This is a genomic window from Bradyrhizobium sp. USDA 4369, assembly GCF_054056435.1.
In genome coordinates this window covers 108,384-130,696 of the sequence record NZ_JBSRYH010000002.1, presented here as the reverse complement: position 1 = coordinate 130,696, position 22,313 = coordinate 108,384, and the positions used below count along the sequence as shown (strand labels likewise).

The 22,313-nt window shown below is 59.4% G+C and carries 24 protein-coding genes; 17 read left to right on the top strand and 7 right to left on the bottom strand.

The window, feature by feature from the left end; genetic code table 11:
* Positions 1–60 precede the first annotated feature (60 nt).
* Positions 61–273, top strand: a complete 213-nt coding sequence (locus ACVIJ6_RS38630) for a hypothetical protein (protein ID WP_433994190.1) — start codon at positions 61–63, stop codon at positions 271–273.
* Positions 270–554 (top strand): DUF305 domain-containing protein, encoded by a 285-nt coding sequence (locus ACVIJ6_RS38625; RefSeq protein WP_433994189.1) that lies wholly within the window; start codon positions 270–272, stop codon positions 552–554. Before ACVIJ6_RS38630 ends, ACVIJ6_RS38625 begins: the two co-directional genes overlap by 4 nt.
* 1,054 nt (positions 555–1,608) lie before the next feature.
* Here the strand turns inward: ACVIJ6_RS38625 and ACVIJ6_RS38620 are convergent.
* Positions 1,609–2,052, bottom strand: coding sequence for a cytochrome c biogenesis protein CcdA (locus ACVIJ6_RS38620; protein ID WP_409889755.1), 444 nt, complete (start codon positions 2,050–2,052; stop codon positions 1,609–1,611).
* A 313-nt stretch (positions 2,053–2,365) separates the two neighbouring features.
* Here ACVIJ6_RS38620 and ACVIJ6_RS38615 point away from each other — a divergent pair, with 313 nt between their 5' ends.
* Positions 2,366–2,713, top strand: coding sequence for a hypothetical protein (locus tag ACVIJ6_RS38615; RefSeq protein WP_155253167.1), 348 nt, complete (start codon positions 2,366–2,368; stop codon positions 2,711–2,713).
* Between the two features lie 449 nt (positions 2,714–3,162).
* On the opposite strand, the gene ACVIJ6_RS38610 is transcribed toward ACVIJ6_RS38615, so the two are convergent.
* The 3 genes from ACVIJ6_RS38610 to ACVIJ6_RS38600 all read right to left on the bottom strand — a co-directional run bounded on the left by ACVIJ6_RS38610 (position 3,163) and on the right by ACVIJ6_RS38600 (position 5,615).
* Positions 3,163–4,347, bottom strand: a complete 1,185-nt coding sequence (locus tag ACVIJ6_RS38610) for an acyltransferase family protein (protein WP_028133034.1) — start codon at positions 4,345–4,347, stop codon at positions 3,163–3,165.
* Positions 4,348–4,783: 436 nt separating this feature from the next.
* Positions 4,784–5,110: a hypothetical protein gene (locus ACVIJ6_RS38605; protein WP_409881695.1), complete on the bottom strand. Its 327-nt coding sequence runs from the start codon at positions 5,108–5,110 to the stop codon at positions 4,784–4,786.
* Positions 5,111–5,393: 283 nt separating this feature from the next.
* A complete protein-coding gene (locus tag ACVIJ6_RS38600; protein ID WP_433994192.1) occupies positions 5,394–5,615 on the bottom strand; it encodes a hypothetical protein in 222 nt (73 codons plus the stop codon).
* A 1,076-nt stretch (positions 5,616–6,691) separates the two neighbouring features.
* On the opposite strand from ACVIJ6_RS38600, the gene ACVIJ6_RS38595 reads away from it, so the two are divergent.
* From ACVIJ6_RS38595 to ACVIJ6_RS38560, 8 genes are all read left to right on the top strand, one after another.
* Entirely contained in the window at positions 6,692–7,144 is a 453-nt protein-coding gene (locus ACVIJ6_RS38595; protein ID WP_250173574.1) for an EF-hand domain-containing protein, read from the top strand.
* 520 nt (positions 7,145–7,664) lie between these two features.
* Entirely contained in the window at positions 7,665–8,012 is a 348-nt protein-coding gene (locus ACVIJ6_RS38590; protein ID WP_028133030.1) for a hypothetical protein, read from the top strand.
* A 123-nt stretch (positions 8,013–8,135) separates the two neighbouring features.
* Positions 8,136–9,566 (top strand): multicopper oxidase family protein, encoded by a 1,431-nt coding sequence (locus ACVIJ6_RS38585; protein ID WP_028133029.1) that lies wholly within the window; start codon positions 8,136–8,138, stop codon positions 9,564–9,566.
* Positions 9,567–9,596: 30 nt separating this feature from the next.
* Positions 9,597–10,040: a DUF411 domain-containing protein gene (locus tag ACVIJ6_RS38580; protein ID WP_028133028.1), complete on the top strand. Its 444-nt coding sequence runs from the start codon at positions 9,597–9,599 to the stop codon at positions 10,038–10,040.
* 109 nt (positions 10,041–10,149) lie between these two features.
* The gene (locus tag ACVIJ6_RS38575) at positions 10,150–10,893 is read left to right on the top strand and encodes a TlpA family protein disulfide reductase (protein ID WP_155253165.1); all 744 of its coding nucleotides are present in this window, start codon (positions 10,150–10,152) and stop codon (positions 10,891–10,893) included.
* Positions 10,894–11,109: 216 nt separating this feature from the next.
* Positions 11,110–11,346 carry a hypothetical protein gene (locus ACVIJ6_RS38570; RefSeq protein WP_049819840.1) on the top strand — a complete coding sequence of 79 codons (237 nt, stop codon included), beginning with the start codon at positions 11,110–11,112 and terminating at the stop codon, positions 11,344–11,346.
* 978 nt (positions 11,347–12,324) lie between these two features.
* Positions 12,325–12,783, top strand: coding sequence for a helix-turn-helix domain-containing protein (locus ACVIJ6_RS38565; RefSeq protein WP_028133026.1), 459 nt, complete (start codon positions 12,325–12,327; stop codon positions 12,781–12,783).
* Between the two features lie 2 nt (positions 12,784–12,785).
* Positions 12,786–13,376 carry a PIN domain-containing protein gene (locus ACVIJ6_RS38560; protein ID WP_028133025.1) on the top strand — a complete coding sequence of 197 codons (591 nt, stop codon included), beginning with the start codon at positions 12,786–12,788 and terminating at the stop codon, positions 13,374–13,376.
* A gap of 139 nt (positions 13,377–13,515) precedes the next feature.
* On the opposite strand, the gene ACVIJ6_RS38555 is transcribed toward ACVIJ6_RS38560, so the two are convergent.
* The gene (locus ACVIJ6_RS38555) at positions 13,516–13,728 is read right to left on the bottom strand and encodes a KTSC domain-containing protein (protein WP_028133024.1); all 213 of its coding nucleotides are present in this window, start codon (positions 13,726–13,728) and stop codon (positions 13,516–13,518) included.
* A 668-nt stretch (positions 13,729–14,396) separates the two neighbouring features.
* Between ACVIJ6_RS38555 and ACVIJ6_RS38550 the strand changes: the two genes are divergently transcribed.
* From ACVIJ6_RS38550 to ACVIJ6_RS38525, 6 genes are all read left to right on the top strand, one after another.
* Complete coding sequence (locus ACVIJ6_RS38550) at positions 14,397–15,872, top strand: calcium-binding protein (protein ID WP_245269296.1); 1,476 nt, start codon at positions 14,397–14,399, stop codon at positions 15,870–15,872.
* Positions 15,873–16,112: 240 nt separating this feature from the next.
* Positions 16,113–16,442 (top strand): DUF305 domain-containing protein, encoded by a 330-nt coding sequence (locus ACVIJ6_RS38545; protein WP_049819839.1) that lies wholly within the window; start codon positions 16,113–16,115, stop codon positions 16,440–16,442.
* Between the two features lie 27 nt (positions 16,443–16,469).
* Positions 16,470–18,311 (top strand): DUF4396 domain-containing protein, encoded by a 1,842-nt coding sequence (locus ACVIJ6_RS38540; RefSeq protein WP_028133022.1) that lies wholly within the window; start codon positions 16,470–16,472, stop codon positions 18,309–18,311.
* 93 nt (positions 18,312–18,404) lie between these two features.
* Positions 18,405–18,659: a DUF2933 domain-containing protein gene (locus ACVIJ6_RS38535; protein ID WP_028133021.1), complete on the top strand. Its 255-nt coding sequence runs from the start codon at positions 18,405–18,407 to the stop codon at positions 18,657–18,659.
* Positions 18,659–19,336 (top strand): methyltransferase family protein, encoded by a 678-nt coding sequence (locus ACVIJ6_RS38530; RefSeq protein WP_028133020.1) that lies wholly within the window; start codon positions 18,659–18,661, stop codon positions 19,334–19,336. The genes ACVIJ6_RS38535 and ACVIJ6_RS38530 overlap by 1 nt, the downstream gene beginning before the upstream one ends.
* A gap of 690 nt (positions 19,337–20,026) precedes the next feature.
* Entirely contained in the window at positions 20,027–20,353 is a 327-nt protein-coding gene (locus tag ACVIJ6_RS38525) for an ArsR/SmtB family transcription factor (RefSeq protein WP_049819838.1), read from the top strand.
* On the opposite strand, the gene ACVIJ6_RS38520 is transcribed toward ACVIJ6_RS38525, so the two are convergent.
* Positions 20,337–21,320, bottom strand: a complete 984-nt coding sequence (locus ACVIJ6_RS38520) for a TniQ family protein (protein ID WP_456777201.1) — start codon at positions 21,318–21,320, stop codon at positions 20,337–20,339. The two genes, ACVIJ6_RS38525 and ACVIJ6_RS38520, sit on opposite strands and share 17 nt — an antisense overlap.
* Positions 21,317–22,312, bottom strand: coding sequence for an ATP-binding protein (locus ACVIJ6_RS38515; RefSeq protein ID WP_028133018.1), 996 nt, complete (start codon positions 22,310–22,312; stop codon positions 21,317–21,319). Before ACVIJ6_RS38515 ends, ACVIJ6_RS38520 begins: the two co-directional genes overlap by 4 nt.
* Between the last annotated feature and the right edge of the window lies 1 nt (position 22,313).

Below are 22,313 nucleotides of genomic sequence, written 5' to 3'. Positions count from 1 at the left end.
CCAGTCGAACGAGATCAAACGGGTGGATGATCGCGTCCCTCGCAATCCACAGAAGGATCAGTGAATGTCCTAGGCCGCTTCGCCGCGATGATAGCCACCACCACAGTGATCATGTTCGGACTGATGTACCTGAACACGTTCGCTACGGATTACGTCTGGTACAGCCAGACCCGCACCTGGATGGCGCTCCTCATGGGCGCGGTGATGGCCATCATCATGCTGGGCTTCATGTGGGGCATGTACAAGAACCGCGCGGCCAATCTGGGCACGTGACCACGAGCGCCCTCCTTTTCGCAGGCGCGCTGTGGCTGGTGCGCAGCCAGCAGACCGTCGCGGACGTCTCCTACAGGAAAGCGATGATTCCGCACCATTCGATCGCGATCCTGACCAGCGAGCGGTTGCACATCAGGGATCCGCGCGTCCGAAAGCTGGCGGACGGGATCATCGAAGCGCAGGTCAGGGAGATCGGCGAGATGAAGAACTTGATCGCCGAACTCGAGCAGAAACCGGTCCCGGACGATGCGAAGGATCTGCCGCCGCGCGCGCCGCAGTAGGGGTTTGCTCGGTTCGGGCCATGGACCAAGCGCGGCGCGAGCGTCAGCCAAACTGCAGACTTGCCTAAAGCCTCGTCAAGTTTGTCATGCCACCATCATCGAAACGCCCTCGCTTACAGTTGTTCGGGAGCTGCACAACCGCCGTTCCATGACCGATCAATAGGGAAAGCTCAACGTGTGCTGTATACCCAAGACAGCACGGAACGTTTCTGATGAATTCGCGAACCCAACTCCGAAGCTTCCAGACACGACGGTCTGGGGAGTTAATTGATATCGTGCGCCAATTTCGGCCATGTTGGTGACGTCTCCGAGCCGTCGGGCCGTTTCGCGGTACACGTCTGCGACTATGACGAGATCATTGATCACCGGCTGACTGTAGCCCAAGCCTACCCGATACCGATCGCTCCGTTCGCCCATCGTGCCCGGGCAGAGGGTCATGATTGTGGAACCATGACGCGTTGAAATGTATTCGACGTGGCACGTAGCTGAAAGGCGAATAGCCGCCCAAGTCGAAGGTGCCGATGGGTTTCGTAGCCAAGAACTTGAGTTCTGTCTCGGTACCGCCCGCATCGCGGCCGTACGGCTTCGTCACTCCGGCGGCGACGGACAGCGCCGGAACCCAAATGCTCTCACTGTTAAAATTGTAGAGCCCCTGGACGCGGACGTCCCCCTGGCGGTTTCGCTGGCATCGCGAACCGGTAGGGTGCCTCATCTTGATCTGCGCATTGGGAAAGATTCGGTACTCGACCCGCGGCACCGTCCAGTACCGATTCTTTCCCTCCACGTCCCGAGTCCGGTCGTACCTGAAATAGGTCCGGGCCTCGATCGCGCCCTGCTTCAGGGGGTAAGCATCCTCGACCGTCACCGGGATGCCATCCTCGAGGTTAATGAGTGGGCGGCAGAGCTACGCGGGTCAGGGGGCGTTCGCGGCAGCGACGATCCGCAGGTCGTCCGTGGTGCGCTCGAGCAAATCGTAACCGCCGCGCTCGAGGCCAATGTCATTGCGCGCTAGTCGCCATGCCCATCGAGACGAACCTCCATCGACTGTTCGCGATCAGGAATTGCGTGCCGAAATACTAGCGATAGGCGGTGGCTGCGCTTCCGGCGCCCGCTCGCAGACCATCAGACAGGATCGGATCGCGGATCGGCGCTGATGGCCGGTCCCTGCGTCACACCTCGCTACGTCAAGGCACGAGGGGACCACCGTGACGATCGGTCGTGCCCCGAGCGCACCGCCTCCGGAGGCCGCACCCGACATCCGCGCGACAAAGGCGGCCGGCAGCTGGATTTCGAAGAACCCGAACATCGCCAGCGAAAGGATGACGAGGACCGTGCTGATCACGCTAAGCAGGAGCTTGTCCCGCAGGAGTAAATGCCATTGCCCTGCTTCTCGCACTCTTCGGCGCAGAGCCGACATGCCGCCGCGCGCTTCTGCAAAGCGGCCGCGCCAAGTCTGGAGAGGCTCGTCGCGGAGAATATTGGGGTAAGCCTCATCCATAAGGACTGGCCAATCCTGACCAATGCGTTTTCTACGGCGCTCGCCTGGCCTTGAGAGCTCTATGGAGGCAGGTACGACATGGTTCGCCGCGCGCTGATGGCCATTCCGGAGGCGAGGATCCCGCAGAAGCGGATGCTGGGAGCTATGGCCGCTTCGATGGCGTCGAGACGGCGCGTATGATGGGCCGCCTGTATGCGGCGGCACGGCTCTACGTCAACTTCTTCCAGCCGTCGTTCAAGCTGAAGGAGACGCGTCGCGAAGGGACTAAAGTATCAAGCGCTATCACCTCCCATCGACGCCCTATGAGCGAGCCTTGGCGCATCTCAAGGTGACCGCGGCCGTGAAGAAATGGCTACGCGATCAGTATCGCTCGCTCGATCCGGTTGCGCTGTTGGCGGAGATTCGCGCGACCCAAGAGGAAATAGGCAATCGCGTTGATCGTCGTGCCGGACAGGCGCGCGGCCTGCAACCCGCTCACACTAGCATCCTCCCAGCGACCGCGGCGACGTTCGCGAAGACGCTCGGCAAGACCGACAACTCGGCGAGCCGCGTGTCACACACCGGCGAACTCGTCGGCCCTATAAGACCAGAGTTCGCATGCCGTCCAAGCTCGACCCGCATTGCCACGATCAGGGTTGGCTCGCTGAGGAGCCGCAGCTAACCGCGCTCGCCATTGTCGGCCGGCTGAGCGATAAATGCTCTGAGGAGTTCGGGCCGAGACAGCATTCTATTGTGCAGCGTCAGGGTGCTTGGACGGAAGACTGCTAAGCAGTTGGTCGCGGAGAAGCTGCTTGGCGACGCCGCGACTGTGGCCCCGTTGCCCGGGGCTGTGGATGACTCGGGCTATGCAGGGCCCGACCCGCCCACAGCCCCTCTCCCCGAGCAAGCGGGAAAAGCTACTTGGCGCCACCCATCAGTCGACGTCGCATCGTCATCGGCCACGGCGCTACCGGGGTAACATCTGCAAGTGAGACAATACGTACGTACATCTTCTGCAAGGCTATCACGTCGCGTCCGTTCCTCGACGGCGTGACATGAGTGCGAGGAGACATAGATCGGTTGGCGTCCCGTGGCGGTAAGTGAGTGCTGGCCGGCCGTAAGCCCTGCAAGCTAAAGCACCCGAGTGGCGCCAGGGATCTTTAGCAACGCAGCCGTCGCACCCCAGCTCAATAGCACCGTGAGTACGAAGACGATCAACGCCTTGGCGATCGCTGGCATATCGACGTCGAACAGCCAGTATTGCAGCCAGAGCACGATCGGGTAGTGCACCAGGAACATGCCGTAGGCCGCCGCCTGCATAGGATCGAGCATGCTCGAGCCCAAGCGTTTGAATCGGAGGAAATAGGCAAGAATAGCGAACAGGATGGCGGCGCTGAAGGCGGCGAAGAGCAGGCCGTAGATGATCTCATACCAGTCCGGCAGCCACACGGGATTCCCCAAGATCTCGCGCTTCATGTAGATTAGCACCCACAAGAGGCAATACGGGATCATTGCGGCGATGATCCAAGCCCAATTGCTCTTCGCCAGGCGGCCGTCCGCACTCAAGAGGCCGCGATCGAAATTCGCCGCACCCACACCGGCACCGATGAAGAAGTAGACGGGATAAAGAAGCACGCGGCTGGATTGTAGAGAGAGCGGCCCGAACTCGAACCAGCGGCTCGCACCGAAGTAGACCCGGGCCGGTATATAGACGATGGCGGTCACGATGAGCATGAACACGAAGAACACGGCCGGCCGCTCGTAACCGCGCAAGGAAAGGCGATTGATCGGGTCGACCAGCTTCGGTGAGAGCCGATGTAGTGTGCTGGCCGCGAGGTCGAACGCCAACAGGACTGAGATAAACCAGACCGGTCCACTTGGCCACGGCCCGACGGTCACCGTTGTCCACCAGAAATCAGCAAAGCTTATATGTGGCGCTCGTCGCAGCGCAATGGCGTAATAGGCGATCGGAATGATGGTAAGTGCGGCGATCGCAAGCGGCAGGCCGAGCCGAAGCAGTCGGTCGCGCAAAAAGATCCATGGTTCTTTGTGGGCCAGGCTTGGCCAGATGAACAGTCCCGACAGAAAAAAGAACGTCGCCATAAAGAAGCTGTCAGTGGAAAGAATGATCGCGTCAAAGCCGATCCAAGATTTGGGGTCGGTATGGCCGAAATAGGTGTAGGCAATAACAGAATGGTGGAGCAGCACCACCAGCGTCAGGAAGCAGCGCAAGCGATCGAGCGCCGGGTTGCGAGCTCTGACCTTCAGTGCTGTCTGAAGATCGGTGTACCCAGCCGTTTGCGAAATCGTTGTCATATTAGTATGATAAGAAGGCTCTGAGCGTGGCTTGTTGATCGAGGTCAACTGTCGCCGTTGGGTTCCCTCTCGTGTCATATGGTAGACGGGATCTATCGGCGGCGTTCTCTGAACTTTATGTCGGCCTCAACGACGCGATGAACACTCTGTTCGTAAAAGGACCGCGGGTGGAGAACGGCAAGGCGGGTGGAGGCTCCGCTATGAATCGGGAAGGCATTCCCGGTCCTTTCGGCCGCATCTGGGGGAGACATCACGATTCGGGGGTGTCACTGCTGGCGAATGGCGTCGTCAACAACGAGCTTTGGCTTACGTCCCACCTGGCTTTGTGACCGTCTTTTGTGCCCCACACGACCGTCTATTGCGTTACATGGAAACTGGAATCATTTGAGGTTTCCAGGTTCCGAGGACAGTCGCTCCATAACCGCAATTGCGGCTATCAAACCGTCCGCCGTTTCGGCTGCGCCTTCATCTCCGTTTCAGCGGGGGCGCCGGCCAGTCCGCGATAGAGTTCCGCATAGGCGTGTGCCGAGCGGTCCCACCCGAACTCCTGCCGCATGGCGTTCGATTGGATTTTGCGCCAAGCTATGGTCTGGTCTAAAAGCGAAAGCGCGCGCCTTATGCACGCAATCAATTCGGAGGCGGTCGGTTCGCTAAGGGAGAAGCCCGTGGCGATCCCGTTTCTGATGTTCTTCTGATCGGCATCGACCACGCTGTCGACCAATCCTCCGCAGCCTCGCACGATTGGCAACGTCCCGTAGCGCATGGCGTAAATCGGCGTGAGCCCAGGGTTCGAATCGTGAGGGATGCGGCAGCATGTCGGCGCCCGCGAAAAGGCGGTGGGCGACGCCTTCCTCGTAGCCGATCCCGACCGAGACTTGGCCGGGATAGCGTGTTGCCAGTTCACGGAAACCGCTCTCGTAGCCAGCGTCTCGTCTGCGATAAGTGCGAATTGAATCCCCTCAGCGAGCAGCGACGGGAGTGCCTCTGGGACGATGTCGGGCATCTTCTGAAGGCGAGGAGGGGTGTATCGGGCGACCGTACAAGGTTCAGCTCCTTCTGGCAGCCTTACAAGCCCGCTTAAGAGACACTTGACGCGGCGTAAAGGTCATCGTGAGATGGACGTCGTTGGCGGGATCCCAAATTCCATAATCGGCACCGTTCATGATCCCGCGCAAGCGATTACGTTTCTCGCGCAACAGGCCGTCAAAGCCAGAGCCATACTCGGGCGTCAGCACCTCCCGCCTGCAGTTCGGGCTGACGGTAGTGATCGCGTCAGCCCAGCAGATGCCGGCTTTAAGGAACGAAATCCGCCCATAGAACGCCAGCGTAGGGTAGAGATCGGGTCGTACGGCAAAGCAAGCCGTCCGAGTTCATCGGAGAACGCAATCGTTACGCGCCGGCGCATCGACTTGAGTTCACGCTCAGGGTCCTCGAAGGTACGCTGACAGTCGCGCGGCAAAAATAGTCGGTCCGGCCACAGCGCTCCGGGGTAAAGGCGGTCGCCTTGTCGACCATAGTCCCGCAGATGGGATCCTTGGCGAGTTCATGGACGGCCGCAGCCGGAAGCGCTGCTGGATGTACGTGGGTGTGACTCTGCAGGGGCATTGCACGCCTCGTTAGTCTGCAAAGTCGGCAAGTGCAACTTCGCATCACCCTCGGGCTCTCGTGGGTGATCATCTCTTCGCAGAGTCGCAGCCGAGACTTTAATGTCGATCAAGTATTTGCAGAACTAATCTCTCCGCCGCTTAGAGCTTGCTCTAGCTCAAAGTTTTGCAGGAGCATTGCTTCGATGCTTGCAGTCTCGGAAGAACAAACGGCCAAGAGCAGTTGTCATGGCACGTTCCACAGTTGAGGTGCAGAGAGACAGGCCGAAACTCCGGAGGAGGCCGACCGGCACCCGCGAATGCACCGTTTGCTACGAAGACTTCGCTCCGAATTGGATGATGCCTTCGATCGTTTCGCGCGTCATATTGAATTTCCTTCACTGCACTCGTTGCACCGAATCGCTGACCTTGAGCGCCGACTGCACCACGGCATGCCGCTGAGTTCCATTGCTGCAGCCGTCGAGGTGGTGGAGGAGGACGTCGACGTAGGTCAATACGACTAGGCTCCTGACCAGCGTGTCTTTGAGCGCCCGAGCAACTCAGCTCCTGCGAACTTGGCAAGTGGGCCGTGGCAGTTGGCGTTTTCCGCTACGGTCTCTTTCCAGACCTAAGGGGAGAGGTAGTCTGGTAGTAGGTGGGCGCTGGCTCGATCCTCCGACGCGGGCGATCCCCTGGCGCCGGAGGATCGATCTCGGCCGGACGGAGTTGAGCGGACGGGCGAATTTCCGAGGAGGTTCGAAATGTGCACGTGGCGCGGCCTGGGACTAACGATATCTGCTCTCATTCTGGCATACGGCGCGGTCGATGCGACCGCACAGGAGCGAATGAAGCCGCAGCCAGATCAGCAACAGGCTCAATCCCATTCCATGGAGGATGGGGGCGGTACGACGGGGCAGGGAGGTATGATGTGCGGAGATATGATGGGTCGCGGCATGATGGGCCGCGGGATGATGGGTGGCGGGATGATGGGTAGCAGCATGATGGGGAGCCGCGCGATGGGGAGCCCGATGATGTTCCGCATGATGTTCGCTCTGATGGACGACGGCGACGGGCAAATTTCATTGCAGGAGTTTCAGGCCGCCCATGAACGAATTTTCAAGGCAATGGACAGTAACAAGGATGGCCAAGTGACCCAGGAGGAGATGCAAGCTTTCATGCACGGGCGGCCGGGTAAGTCGGTTCCACAGCAGTAGCAGGCCGCTTGCTCCTTCACGGTCTCCGAATTGCCCAGTGACGCGCGGCTTTATGGCCAGGCAAGCAATTCGGCGAGGCGCCAAGCAGGACTGACCACGCGTCGCCGACGGGCAACCCCGCCAATTGGGTTGTAAAATCACAGAAGACCGGCCGGTCGACTGGGCAGTGAAGAAGGCCGAGAGGACGCTAAGAACTCGGCACAAGCCTCTGGTGCGTCAGCCGATCACGCATGGTTGTCATGATGAACATGATGGACGGGATGGGATGGGGGATGGGCCTGGTTGGGATTCTCATCCTCGTCCTGCTTCCTCGGCATTGCCGCCCTCGTCAAATATCTCTCGAGGTCGTGACGTCATGCGGCTCGGGTGCAGATCTCGGATGGAGCGTCAGCCCGCTACTCGCGATCAATAGGGACGTGGGGCTCACAAACCCGTGAACTGAACTGCCGTGACGCAGTGCATTTTGCGCGTGCTGCCAACGGCCTAGCCTTTGGCTAGGTTGGTTGTTATCTTAGCTCACATGTTGGAGAAGATCGGCCGCATCATGAGACTGGCACTGGCGCTCACGTTCATCGTGGGGCTGGTTCCGCATGGCATACGTGCAGCGGATGCGGACGTGAAGATGGTCATGGCTGCCGCGACCGACATGCCAATGAAGGGCAAGTACAATGGTTGCGGCGACAGTCAGAAGGAAATGACAGCCGCAGCATGCTCCGCCTCTTGCGGAAGTTTCGTGGCCTTGCCCGTCTTTGTTTCGCTGTTTGACCCAGTTCTTGTCGAGATGGCGCAAGATTTCTCCGGCCCAGCTCTCGCAGGGCATACGATCCCGCCTGATCCATATCCTCCCAGACCTCTCATCCTGAGCTGAGGCGCATCGCGGGTCGCGATGTGTCCTCTGGTGCGCGCGATGCCCACCGCATCGATGACGCGTCGCGATGTTGCACGTGGTTTTTGGCCATGGGCAGCGGATCAATATCCAGGATTGGCTTTCATGCACTCCAGTTTAGGTCCGGCGATCAATCGCCGCGCACTGCTCGTAGGCGGCACCGCAGTTGCGGCTTCTGCCCTGTTCCCGCGAATAGCACGAGCCACAGCGGCAGTACCCAAGGCAATTGAGCTCACCGCTGCGCCAGGTCGCGCGTCCCTCGTTGGCTCGCCTTACCCGCGCACAAATGTGTGGTGCTACGGGGACCGCATCCCAGGTCCCGAAATCCGGCTCCGTCAGGACGAGCCCGTTCGCTTGGCCGTCCGAAACAACTTACCGGAAGATACGACTGTGCATTGGCACGGCATACGTCTGCCGAATGCCATGGACGGCGTTCCCGGCCTCACGCAGCCGCCGATCAAGCCTGGCGAGAGCTTCACCTACGAATTCACGCCCCCCGACGCCGGCACGTTCTGGTACCACCCGCATGCCGACAGCCTGCAGCAATTGGGGCGTGGCCTGGCTGGCGCTCTGATTATTGAAGAGCCGGAACCCGTTCCGGTCGACCGCGACGTTGTCTGGGTATTGAGCGACTGGCGACTTAGATCCGATGCGCAAATCGCGCCCGGCTTCGGCAGCGGCATGGAAGCCGCCATGTCCGGTCGCGTCGGCAACACGGTCACGGTGAACGGTGGGGTGTCCGAAGAGGAGCCAGTACGGGCAGGGGAGCGCATTCGCCTCCGCCTCGTCAACGCCTCGCTCGCGCGCATCATGGCCCTGCGCTTCGAAGGCCACCGCCCAATAGTCGTCGCGACCGACGGTCAGCCTTGCGACCCGCATGAGCCGGACAATGGGCGTCTGCTTCTCGCTCCTGCAATGCGGGTCGATCTCATCCTCGATATGCAAGGTGAACCGGGTCGACGATACCGGGTGGTCGACGACTTCTACGATGAGCTGTCTTATTGGCTCACTCAGCTCGCCTACAACGACGAGCCGCCGCTCCGCGCCCATCCACTCGATGGACCGCTGCGTTTGCCGCGCAATCCGGTGCCGGAGCCGGACTTGACCACCGCCGAGCGGCACGAACTCCGGCTTCAGGGCGGGATGATGAGTGGTGGAGGCATGATGGGGAGGGGCGGAATGATGGGCATGGGCAGCGAAGCCAGCTGGGCCATCAATGGTCATTCGATGACAGGCGACGGTCACGTCGGCGTGCCGCCGCTGTTCACTCTGCGGCGTGGACGAAGCTGCGTGCTGTCGATGCGTAACGAAACAGCTTGGTGGCATCCTATGCATCTCCACGGCCACAGCTTCCGCGTCCTGAGTCGCAATGGCGCAGCGGTGCCGCACCGGCAATGGGCGGATACCGTTCTCGTACGACCGAAACAGACGGTCAAAATCGCTTTTGTCGCCGACAATCCCGGCGACTGGATGCTGCATTGTCACGTCACAGACCATCAAGCGTCCGGAATGATGACCATGCTGCGCGTTGCCTAACCAATTCTAATACTGCGAAGGAGAAGCGACATGAATAGACGGACATTCTGCCTTGGCACTGCGCTAACGACGCTTGTGCTGCCGCTGCCGGTATTTGCCGAGCCGATCAAGGCGACGTTGTACAAGAACCCGCAATGCAGTTGCTGTGAAGGCTACGCCGCATATCTTCGGCAGAACGGGTTCGACGTCGAGGTAAAACCCACCAATGATCTCGCTGAGATCAGCCAGAACGCCGGCGTACCAGCGAAATATCAGGGCTGTCACACCATGTTCGTTGGCGGCTACGTGGTCGATGGGCATGTTCCTGCGGACGTGGTCCGCAAGCTCCTATCCGAGCGGCCGCAGATCGCGGGGATCACGCTGCCTGGCATGCCCACCGGCTCCCCCGGTATGACCGGCCCCAAGACGCAGAAATTCGTCATCTATGTCGTGACCAAGGAAGGCAAGGCGCCGACCATCTACGCCAGCGTGTAATCGGTAGGCGCCGGCGAGGTCAACCAGCACCGCCCACAAGCACGTTGGCCCAGTATCGTCCGAGTGCTTGTGAAACGATGTCGCCAGCGATCAGAGGGTTTGAGCAGCAATGACGCTTGTCTCCTGCATCCGAGGTATCCAGCTCGCGGTTGTTGTCGCAATCGCAATCGCAACGGCTACTCCATTAGCCGCAGCTCAGGAACCAGTAAGAAGGCTGGTCCTGCATGACAGCCCACGATCTGTCGCTGCTGTCCAGTTCACCGATCAGCAAGGCCGCGCACGAAGTCTGGACGATCTTAGGGGAAAGGTCGTGGTCCTCAATATCTGGGCCACCTGGTGCGTGCCCTGCCGAAAGGAAATGCCCGCGCTCGACCGGCTGCAAGGGACCCTGGGCGGCGCCGAGCTCAAGGTCGTGCCTCTCTCGGTCGATCGCGGTGGCCTCGAAACCGTCCGCAAATTCTATTCCGAGATCAACCTTCGCAATGTTGCCATTTACACCGACCCTTCCGGACAGGCCTTGCGCGCCGTGGGTGCCATCGGCTTGCCGACCACGCTCGTTATCGATCGTGCTGGTCAGGAAGTTGGGCGCGCCATTGGTCCCGCCGAATGGGATTCGCCAGAAATCGCCGCGACGCTGCGCGCCGTCATGACCAATACCGGCGGACGTCTCGGTCAGCGGCAAGATCCCGATCGATCCAACTTGCAAGCGTCGCCCGGCCCGCTCCGGCGTGCGTTCGACTGGCTCATGGCGCCTGTTACCGAACTGATCCTTGATAGAGAAACGCCTGATAATTCCTCAGAGAAAAATAGGAGCAGATTGACGAAGGAGAATGAGCATGCAGTCAACGACTAGAATCCTCATTTCATTCGCCCTGGTCTCGGCCGCCGCGATCGTGATGGCTTCGGCTCCCTATGCCGTCGACGATCACGCGCCGTCCAGCTCGACGGGTCCTTTGCGTCAAATGCGCGGACGGTAGCTCAGAGAGGCAAAATTAGCTTTTTGAGACAACAATCAATGACTCCGACGTAAAAACAGAAATAGGGTGGGAAAGAACCAAGGGAGGAGGGGATGGAGACCGTTCGCCGCTTGCGTGCCAGGGCGTTACTGTGCCGACAGGCCGCCGCGTATCATCCAGATAGAAGCTGGAAGCTGCTCGCAGAGGCGGAGTACTGGGAGCACTTGGCCAGCGCGGCTTTGCTTGAGCACTTCAGAGAATGCAATACCCTTTTGCATAATATGGCCACCCCGCAGCACGCGAACGAAACCACCCTGAAACATGGGGCCCCGCAATGGATCAAGGGATGACGTTGCTGTCTTTCTTCGAAAGCGTCTCGAAGCTCTGACTTATCAATGGGCCGAACTGGAGGACCTTCGAGCGCGTGTGATCGAAGCCGAACAGAACAAATTCACCTCTCGTTCGCCTGCGTAACACCGTATGCTTCCGCGCAGTTCAGTCGCGCTCTTCTCGCCAAATCGCAAAATCGGCTTTCGTTCGCTTTCAGGAGAACACTCATGCTATCAAGAAAGCTACAAGCAGGCAGTATTGCGGCAGTGCCTGAGGCGCATTCGCCGGGCGTGGTCAAGTAGCTTGGCCATTCGGCTTTGCCGTGCCGGGCAGGACCGGATTATCGCGCTGTTCCACGGAAGCATAGAACGCATCCATGTCGATATGGATGATCTTGCGATGGGGCGCCGTCGAGACGACTTGCTCCGATCGGATCGGGGCCATAGACGGATTATAGAGTTACCAGTCGAGTCGTCGCAGCCGTTAGACCAGGTTGGTCCGACCGACACTCCGGGCGGGTATCGCCGATCGAATCAAAGACCTCTGCGATGGCGCCCGCGGCCGCCTCGGGAGAGACGCCGACCCGCGCATCCCGACGCGCGACATCGAACGCACGTTCCCGGGCGTGAGGGTAAAGCCGCGATCCTGCATCCAGCCGTGCTCCCTACATTCCCTGTGGCTCCGGCGTCGTTGACCATTGGCCTAGCCGCGCAGCGTCCGGACCGCGGGCTCGAGGCGAATTAAGGCCGGTGGCCACGATATGTTCCACATGTACTTTGAATGAGCTGCAGATTTCCCTTCGCATAGCACAGATTTTGGAATCTATTCCTAGCCGACCAGCTCAGGAGGCGCGGCAAACGCCAAAAGTCCCAAGATCGGCCTGGGACAAAGGGTAGGGGGTCCAGCTAGTCAGGAACTTAGGCGGTTTCGTTTATTTCACTTGTTGCGTTTATTTCGAATATGGCCTATACAAGAGGCCATACAGGGGAGAAAATACGATGACGATGCCAGCCTACGTTGAAGAGCTGGGAGGTACTCGCCTACCTTCTGCGAGCGAGAAGGCGGCAGCCAACCAGCTTCGTCAGATACTCGCTTCGCACGCGACGGGAGATGCCAAACTCCGAGTGCTCGACGATGCACAACAGGCTGCAGAGATAACCTTGTCGCCGGCGCTATCGAGTCTTTTGATGGAATTGCTGCGGCATATCGGTCGCGGCGATGCGGTGACGCTTGTGCCTGTGCATGAGATGTTGACCACGCAGCAAGCTGCCGACATTCTGAATGTCTCGCGTCCGTTTCTGGTCTCGCTGCTCGAGAAGAACGAAATTCAGCACGTGACAGTGGGGCGTCATCGCAGGATTAAGGCAGAGGACCTATTCGCCTATAAGCGCACGCGTGATGAGAAGCGGGGCAAAGCGCTTGCGAATCTCGCTGAGCAGGACGCGGAGCACCTGTAAGCTTGTTTGCAAACCGCTTCACCGCATTCGTCGATGCGTGCTCACTTGCAAGCGCGCTCAAAAGGAACCTGCTTCTCTCCTTGGCGGAAGCGGAGTTTTTTCGTCTCCGCTGGTCGAGCCGCGTCCTGGATGAGACCGAAGCAGCTATCGAGGAAATCTTGAGCGGCAAAGGCTTTGCCGATGCCACAGCGCGCGCAGAGCGGGCGCGCGCCAGTATGGAAGCTGCCTTCGAAGACGCCATGGTTACGGATTTTGACAACTTCTTGCCGGTTGCGGCGGGTCTGCCCGATCCTGGCGATCACCACGTTGTTGCTGCGGCGGCCAAGACGCAAGCCGCAATGATCGTAACGGAAAACCTTAAGGACTTTCCCGCGGCAGTTCTTTCCGACCTGAACATGGAGGCGAAATCGGCCGACGCTTTCATTGCGGATACTATCGCACTCGACGAAGCTCGCGCCGTTGCAGCCATTCGGCGTATGCGCGAACGCTTCAAGAAACCGGAAATGACGCCGGCGGAGTTCTTGCTCGTGATGGAAGCTGCGGGGCTGATTGAGACTGTTGACGTGCTAAGGTCACACGTGGAATCCCTCTAGCTCAGTAACTAACCAGACGGGCTTTTGGCAACACGATCTTGATGCGAACTCGACTTCGGATATTCCATAATGAAAATTATGCGAATAAAATCAATACCTTATCATAACTGCTGAAATAAGCGCTTCGAGCAAGTTTTGCTCACGCGCGCCTAACCAAATAGCCTTTCGCTTTGAACTCCTCGTTCACGAACGTTCCTTTGGACGTCGAGTCGCGGAATTGCTCCCAAACCTCTCGGGTAACGCCACTGTAAATGTAATAGGCTCCACGTTTGAAGATCACGTGTGCCTCACCCTGGTCCTCGTCGTATGCGATTTGGTCGACGCTGCTTGAGTCCACATAGGTGAAATCCATGAACTATCTCTTCAGTTGATGGCGCCAGTGAGTGACAGATCTCATATTGAGCCAGATCAAGTTTCCGGCTGTTCTTTCGCTGTCGGCACAACACGCCGCGATCTCCAAAGAACTGACTCTGGCTGACTCCGAACGATCCAGACAATGTGAAGTGGGGCTGGGGACCGACCGCTGTGGTTGCGCCGCTCTCTTGTGTGTCGGGGAAAACAGTGTACTGGTTAGCCTAATTCTGCGGGCGGAGATGGTGCATCGAGAAGAGGAGAGGGCTTCGTCGCTTCGTGGGCCTCAGAGCGCAGCGGACGTGTCAACACCTCACGTCTGAATTCGTGAGCTTTCGCCCCTTTTCTAATTGCAAGACGCGAGACCGAATTCGCTATACGGCCGAGTGGTCCCGTGAAGTCCGGAAGATCGACCATAGCCAGCAGCAGCCCTGCGGTTCGATGAGGTTATCGCAACAGGGTACTGGATCGCTGAGCCTCGTTGAAAAGCTGACGCCCAAGGGAAGATGACTCGCGGCGTGCCTTGGGGGCGCTCGTGCATGAAGCCGGCACCCTCGCTTAATTCAGATTTATCAACCGCGCATTTTTTCTCTGTGGCCGGAAGGAATTAGGAACGTAGCTCCGGTGCGAAGGTTCCTACGAACGGCGGAGTGCCGCCCGGCGGGGTCGATGCTCGTCGTCGCGTTCAACCGGAGCAACCAAATGAGCAGGCGTTTTGAAAATCGACATCATCACTCGGGAGACGACGGGAACACGCAGACCTTCGACGACTATCTCCTCTTCATCGGCGACCATCACTCAGACCGGTTCACGGGTTCCGACGATCGCATGAACATCGCCTTCGGCCGGGACGGAAACGACCGACTGGTCGGCGGAGCGATGGACGACGACCTCAACGGCGGTGCGGGCAACGATCATCTCATCGGCGGCGGGGGAAGCAATCATCTGGTCGGAGGTGCGGGAAACGACCACCTGATCGGCGGAGATCAAGCAGATACGTTGATGGGAGGCGATGGCAACGACGTCCTGAACGAGGGTGCGGGCCATGGCGACTTGGACGGCGGGCGAGGCAACGACGTTCTCACCGGCGGTCCGGGCGCGGATGCATTCATGATCTCTCCCGATAGCGGGCACGACATCATCACGGATTTCCGCGCCGGTCCGGGGGTGTTCGACCATCTTGCGGTCATGGACATCGAGCCCGAGCAATTCCGCTTCAGGGACACGCACGACGGCGTCCTGATCAGTTGGAATACCGACAAGGGCGACGGATCGGTGCTGCTCGAAGGCGTTTTCAAGGCGGACCTCGCGCAGGACGACTTCATGTTCGTCGACGACCGCCACCTGATCGATCCGACGAGCACTCATTCCGACCGCGTCACCGCGGAACACTTCGTGAAGGACGAGGGCAACGAGAGTGCGCTGCCGACGCCGGGCGAGACGCCGGCGCAATTCCAACGCACGGTCGACGACAATCTTATCAAGTACGGCAGCGATGGACAAAACGACGTCTTCCAGGCGACCGCCAAAAACGACATCTATTTTGGCCTGGGGGGCGACGATCGTCTGTATGGCGGAGAGGGAGACGATCACCTCGCTGGAGACGCCGGCAACGACCTCCTGAGCGGCGGGAATGGACGTGACGATCTTCGCGGCGGCGAGGGAAACGACAGTCTCTACGGCGGAGCCATGGCCGATAACCTGATGGGCGGAGCCGGTAACGACTATCTGAGCGCCGGCGCGGGCCATGACATGCTGGAAGGTGGGCCGGGTAACGATGTCTACAACGGCGGCGATGGCGCCGATGCCTTCATGGTCGCGCACGGCAGCGGCGATGACGTCGTGGTGGCGGGGTTCGACCCCGGACCGGGCGCGTTCGATCATATAGCCTTCATGGATATTATGCCCAAGGAGGTGACCGTCACCGATTCCGTGTCGACACACGGCGATGGCCACACGGGCGTGCTCGTAAGCTGGGGCGATGGATCGATCTTCCTGGAAGGCATCCAGAAGAGCCAGATGGCGCAGGACGATTTCATGTTCAACGCGGTGGAGGGCGGAGCCTTCGTGCCTGACCCGGCGATCAGCACCGAGGGCAGCAATATGATCTTCCAGGGAACGCACGCCGACTGGCACCTCGCGTAGCGGCTTGTCACAAGAAGCGCCTGGCGACTTACAGGGCGCATCTTACAAGGTCGGTTGAAGGCCAATATACCGGCTTTAGCTTGTCGCGACCGCCCTTCGAAGGTAATCGATCGTCGTCTGCGGCACCGCTGACGGCTGTCCGAAGCATGGTCCGCAGTCTTCACCCCTTGCGCTCAACCGAGGAACAACGGCTTTGCGGAGCCGTTGCGACCGAACGCAATTGGAAATCAAGGAGCAAACATGTACCAGAAATCCGCCGCGGCTGCCGCCGCCATCGTCCTGCTCTCCTCACTGGGGACAGCGGTGGTCGCCCAAGACACGATGGGCGCCTACAAGCAGTCGATGGATAAGATGAATTCAGAGATGAAGAAGGGCATGGACGATCCCGACGCCACCAGGTCCTGGGCCAAGATGATGATCGCGCACCACCAAGGCGCCATTGAGATGAACGAGACGGTTCTTAAGGAAACTAAGGATCCGATGATCCGCAAGATGGCCGAGAAGGGCATCAAGGAGCAGAAGGAAGAGCAGAAGCAGCTTGGAGAATGGCTCGCCAAGCACGACAAGTGACGCCGAGCCGTCGCCGACAGAAACGCCATGATCGCTTTCCCCTACGACTACTTCCTCGTTGCTTGGTTCGCCTTCGCGCTGGCGTCGACGGCCTACGTCGCCGTCGATCAGTTCGGCAACAATCCCGAGCCGACGGTGATGAAGTGGGGCTTCATCCTGGTCACGTTATACATGGGTCCTTTCGGACTGCTGCTCTACGTGCTGGCCGACAAGGAGCCGCGGCCAGGCCAGCATGAGGAATTCACGTCGCCGCTCTGGAAGCAGGGTGTCGGCAGCACCATCCATTGCGTGGCGGGAGATGCGACCGGCATCATCATGGCGGCTGTTATCACTGCGTCGCTCGGTCTGCCGATGTGGATCGACTTGATCGTCGAGTATATCGCGGGCTTCTCCTTCGGGCTCTTCATCTTCCAGTCGCTTTTCATGAAGCGGATGATGGGCGGTACCTACTGGCAGAACGTGAAGATGAGCTTCATGCCCGAGTTCATCAGCATGAACGCAATGATGGCCGGCATGGCACCGACCATGAGCTATCTGATGATGGGCCGGGACATGCGGGCGATGGACCCGCTTGAGCTTATCTTCTGGGGCGTGATGTCGCTCGGGGTGATGGTCGGCTTCACGACCGCCTATCCGTTCAACGTTTGGATGGTGAAAAAGGGCATCAAGCATGGCTTGATGACAGAGAGGCCCGAGAAGGAGGGAGGTCAGCAGAAGGACGGCGGTGATGGACATGGGTCACATGGCGGCGGCCATAAGATGAAAAGCGAGGCGACGACGCCACAGTTGGCTGCCCTTGCCGGCGTGACATCCTTCCTGCTGCTGACCGGCATGATCGTGCCCGGCTTCTCGGTCAATTTGCGCTTGAGCGCGCGCGACGTCGACGCCTCGATTATGCCGCCCGGCATGATCAACACGTTCGATCTTCCGGCCGCCGCGATGAAGGACATGGCGGCAGTCAAACCGCGGCAGGCCGGCTTCGAAGCGGCGTCCGACGCGCGTGGGGACCAGCCGCTAGAACCACGCATCGAAAACGGCGTAAAAGTATTCCATATCGACGCCTCCATCATCCGTTGGCACATCCTGCCGGACGTCGCGGTCGATGCCTACGCCTACAATCGTCAAATTCCCGGGCCCCGGCTGCAGGTGACGGAAGGAGATCACATCCGGATCAATTTCACGAACCACCTTCCGGAATCGACGACCGTCCATTGGCATGGCCTGATCGTGCCAAACGAAATGGACGGTCCCGCCAAGGTCGCCCAGCCGCCCATACCTCCTGGAGGCACGTATACGTACGACTACACCGTCGGCCAGCACGGGACCTATTTCTACCACAGCCACGATCATCCGGACCGGCAGCAGGCGCTCGGGCTGTACGGAGCGCTTATCATCGCGCCGAAGAACGCCGCCGACGAGGTCAAGGCCGATCTCGACTACACCATTCAGCTACAGGAGTGGTTGAAGCGCGAATGGCTGACCTATCCCGCGATGCTGATGGAAGGAGAACTCCCAAACTACTTCACGATTAACGGGAAGGCGTATCCGGCAACGGACACCATCAACATGAAGGTCGGAGAGACCATCAAGGTCCGCTTCATCGGCACCAACAACAACTTCGTGCACCCCATGCACATTCATGGCGGTCCCTTCGAGGTGGTTGCGGTCGACGGGGTCACGCTGCAGGAGAGCGCTCGCTATCAGGCGGATACTGTCAACGTCGGACCTGGCCAGCGGTATGATGTCCTCTGGACGGCACGCAAGCCAGGGAAATGGCTGGTGCATTGCCATATCCCGCATCACACGGCCAACAACAACGTCGAGCAGAATGGCGGGGGCGGCTTGATGCTTGTCTTGAACGTCAACTAGAGCGTCTGCGGCACTCTGGCTACTGCGGTTGATCTGCATCAACGACGGACGCGGTGCTCCCTCTATGCTTCGAAAGACCATAGGAGCGCGCAAATGTCGGTGCAGGATCATCCCGGGTATCGAGAACGCCCTCAGGTGGGCATGTCCACCAAGGTCAAGGCCGGCATGGTTCTGCTGGGATTTCTGGCGATCACCGGCGCGCTCCTGTTCACCGAGCATCGGGCCCACGTGCTCGGGTTGCTGGTTTGGTTGCCGCTGGTCGCCTGTCCGCTGATGCACTTCTTCATGCACGGGGGAGAGGGCCACGATCACGGCGGCGGCCGGCCGAGCGATTCAAGGAGCGCGTGATGCATGACACGGCACCCGCCTACGGCCTCTGGAGCCTTGTCATCGTCAATTCCGCGGTGTTCATCCTGTTCGCCTACAGCTTCTTCAAGCCGCAGACGTCCCGGGACTGGCGCTCGTTCGGAGCCTTCAGCGCTTTCCTGGTTGCGCTGTTCGTCGAGATGTACGGCTTCCCACTCACCATCTACTTCCTTTCCGGCTGGCTGCAGTCGCACTACCCGAGCGTCGACTGGTTCTCCCATGACGCGGGCCACCTGCTCGAGATGATGTTCGGCTGGAAGACCAATCCGCACGCAGGTCCGTTCCACATCCTGAGCTTCATCTTTATCGGGGCAGGGTTCATTCTGATCTCGGCTGCTTGGAGAGTGCTGTACGACGCGCAGCAGACCCGCAGCCTGGCCACCACCGGCCCGTACAGTTACGTCCGCCATCCGCAGTACGTTGGCTTCGTGCTGGTCATGTTCGGCTTCCTGCTGCAGTGGCCGACGATCCTCACGCTAGCGATGTTTCCCGTGCTAACGATCATGTACGTGAAGCTCGCGCGCGACGAGGAACGCGAAGCTCGGACCGAGTTCGGCGAGGCCTACGCGAAGTACGCGGCCGAAGTCCCGGGCTTCATCCCGCGCCTGAGCCGAATTCTCGGACCCGGCGCTTCCAGCAGCAGCGTTCACCACGGCTGATCCGGAATGGCATGGATCGGTGTTTTGTTGATCGGAGTCGGCATTACTTCCTTTCCTCCGGCCTGCGCTGCTGCCGGAGGACATTCGGTACATGAACCTCGACCGGGCCGAACTGCAGTCAATCGGACCGAGACTGACATCGTGGCTCACCCAGTATTTCGCGTGATGGATGGCCACGTGGCGGCGGCCGCCGGGGTGCTCGTACTCACACCGACACGCTGGCGTGGACATCCTTCCGCGACCATCGGGCAGTCGCTGCGGCTGGCGCCGTCATCGCCGCGGGCTCTCGTCAGCGATCTGCACTGACCCAGCCCGCTCAGAGTCACGACGCCCGCAGCCCACTCCAACCCCAGACTCCAAGACAGCCGTGATCTGATTTCGATTTCGATTGTAGTACGCGCCTGATTTTGGCACGGCGCCAGCTTTTTCAGCAACCTAACCTATTGATTTCACTGTGCCGATTTTCCGAGCCGTTGGTTGATTTTGGCACGAAAGACCGAAATTTGGCATTGAGAGCCTAGGCGCTACTCAAATCTGGCACTGGCCTGTCATGTGCGCAATGACGTGGCACAAATGGCCGCCGCGTTTGAGCTGGTTTTCCCCGCTTTCTGATGAGAGCGCCGTTGACTTGGGGCTACTTTCGGGTGGGTGGTTGGGTTCGTTTGATGCACCCCAGATCGTGAGCCTCGAATGTTCGACGCGGAGAATGCCGATAGCCAGCTCTTCCTGACCCGGCTGTTTCAGTGTCTCGCCAACCCCAACACCCGCAAGATCGTCGAACTACTGGCGTTAGGACCACGCTCGTTGGGCGAATTTTTGCAAGTCATGGACAGCACGGAAGCTCGCATTAAAGCGGCCATCCAAGTCCTTCAGACGGTCGGTCTGGTGTCCGAAGGGAAGGATAGAGGGGGCACAGCCACCGTCTATCTCCTTAACCGGACCGGCTTGAACCTCGCACAGTCTTGGCTCGATCGCGTCGACTCGATCGCCGGCGATCCGATCAAGAGCGAGAATTAAGCTCGGAGATCGGCATCATCACATCCTTCAATCCATCGCTGGAACCGTCCGCGAAGCCGAAGAGCGCCTCAATGCGTGACCTGACGATTTCCTGGGCAGCCGCAGAGGGCAGGCGGGCGACAGCCGCCGACAAAGTGCCCGCGGCCTTGATCCGAGAGATCACGTCGCCCCTGGTCAGGTCTTCCGCAGCGGATGCCTTCATCTTTTGCAGAACGATCTCATCAAAGGAGGCCGGCCATCGCTTCAATTGGAGGAATCCCGCCGGCGTGTTCTTGGGAGAGATTGCAAGGCTGAGATCTTCCGGCAGCCATCTAAAGTAGCTTAACCACGCGGCAAATTTGAGTGCGTCCAGGCAAGACAGGTTGCTGACCGGGGCGGGCAGTCGGAAATCGTGGTTGAAAAGGTAACGAGCGAGCTCCCTGACTGCAGCGACAGTTTCCGGTGGACTTTGTCTGGGGGCAACTGAACGTAGGTCAAGTTTGCAGACTTGGCACGACCAGACGTTCGGAAGGTTTCTCCACGCCAGCAGGTTAAGACACTTCGGACACCGGTCTAGCAGCGTTTCACCCGTTTCGATGTCGCAAATCAGCCCCGACAGAAGCCAGGCGTTCTTTATCCGGGCGTTTTTGCCATCGGCGGCCATTCGCCCGGGAGCGAGACGGCGGCGTTCGGGAGCCAGCCATCCCACCGGCAAAACGCATCCCATGAACTCGGTGCGATCCTTGAACATACGCCACGCACCTTTCGACAGCTTTTTGTGGTCGAAGGAACCCAAGGCCGCGAGTTCAGCGATCGCGTCAGTTCTCGAAGCGATCGTCGGAACCGATTGGTCGGTCATCCCGAGATGTAACGATAGCAAGGTGTCCGTATCGATTCTGCCCATTGGCGCAAGACGTACGGCGATCGAGGCGATTGCCTCGTCTTCGAATTGCTCGATCGTGCGCAACCATGGAGTGTTGGCTCTCATATGTGCAGATCCACGTGATGTTTCGCGGTGAACACCTCTTCCGGCAGCCGGTTGAGATGCTCGTCCAGGAAGGGATTAAGACCGAGCATGATCTTCTCGTTGCGAAACACACGATCGAACCCGGCGGCGATGTCTGCTTTCGTCAGTTCCTCCGGGTCCGTTCCGTCGGTACGGATGAAAGCATGAACAGTCGCCGCGTCGACGAGAAGGGCGTGTCGGCCCGGCCGTCCCCGCTGAGCGTAGAAAGTAGCGCGCATCGTGAGGGGATCGTCTTCGTTTTCGGTGAACCAATTCTTGTGGTACGGGAGCCGATCTGAGAACGTGCCTACAAACGCATCATGCTCCTCGGTGTTGAATCCGAACGGCTCCAACTTCTTGAAGCCCCCGGATCGTTGCCGGGTGGCGTCGACTTCATCTCTCATGGTCTCGAGGGCGGGCGCGCCGATGACGCACAGAGGCGCATTGCATTGGTTTTCGAACGAAAGAATGAGGCGGCCGAGCTTCACGATGCCTTTTCTGTCGTCAGCCATGTTCTGAGCTTCGTCCAAGAAGACGCCATCGATGCCGTTGTGATTGACGTTTTCTATGAGTGTTCCGACACCCTCGTCTTCACCCAAACGAAGGCTGCTCCGATCGTTGAAGATCTTGTCGTTGATAAGACGTGCCAAAGTGCGCGGCGTGGCGCCTCCCGTAAGATCAGCGTAGATGAACCGCTTTCCATTGCCGGACAACAATTGCACCTTCGCTTTCGATATCTTCTTGCCGGTCTGTTCCCGCAAAAGGCGCTTGACGATCTCGCTCTTGCCGCAACGAGACCACCCTATGACGTACGCACTGGCGTTCTCGCCGTCGTCGCGAGCCGATCCGAGCGACAGGCGAAGCATGTCGCGGGTCTCTTTCGCTTGCGGGTGCTCGACGAAGATCTCCCGGACCGATTTCCGCTTCGCGGCCAATACCGGCGAAGAGAGGATGCTTTGATATCTGCCGTCCATA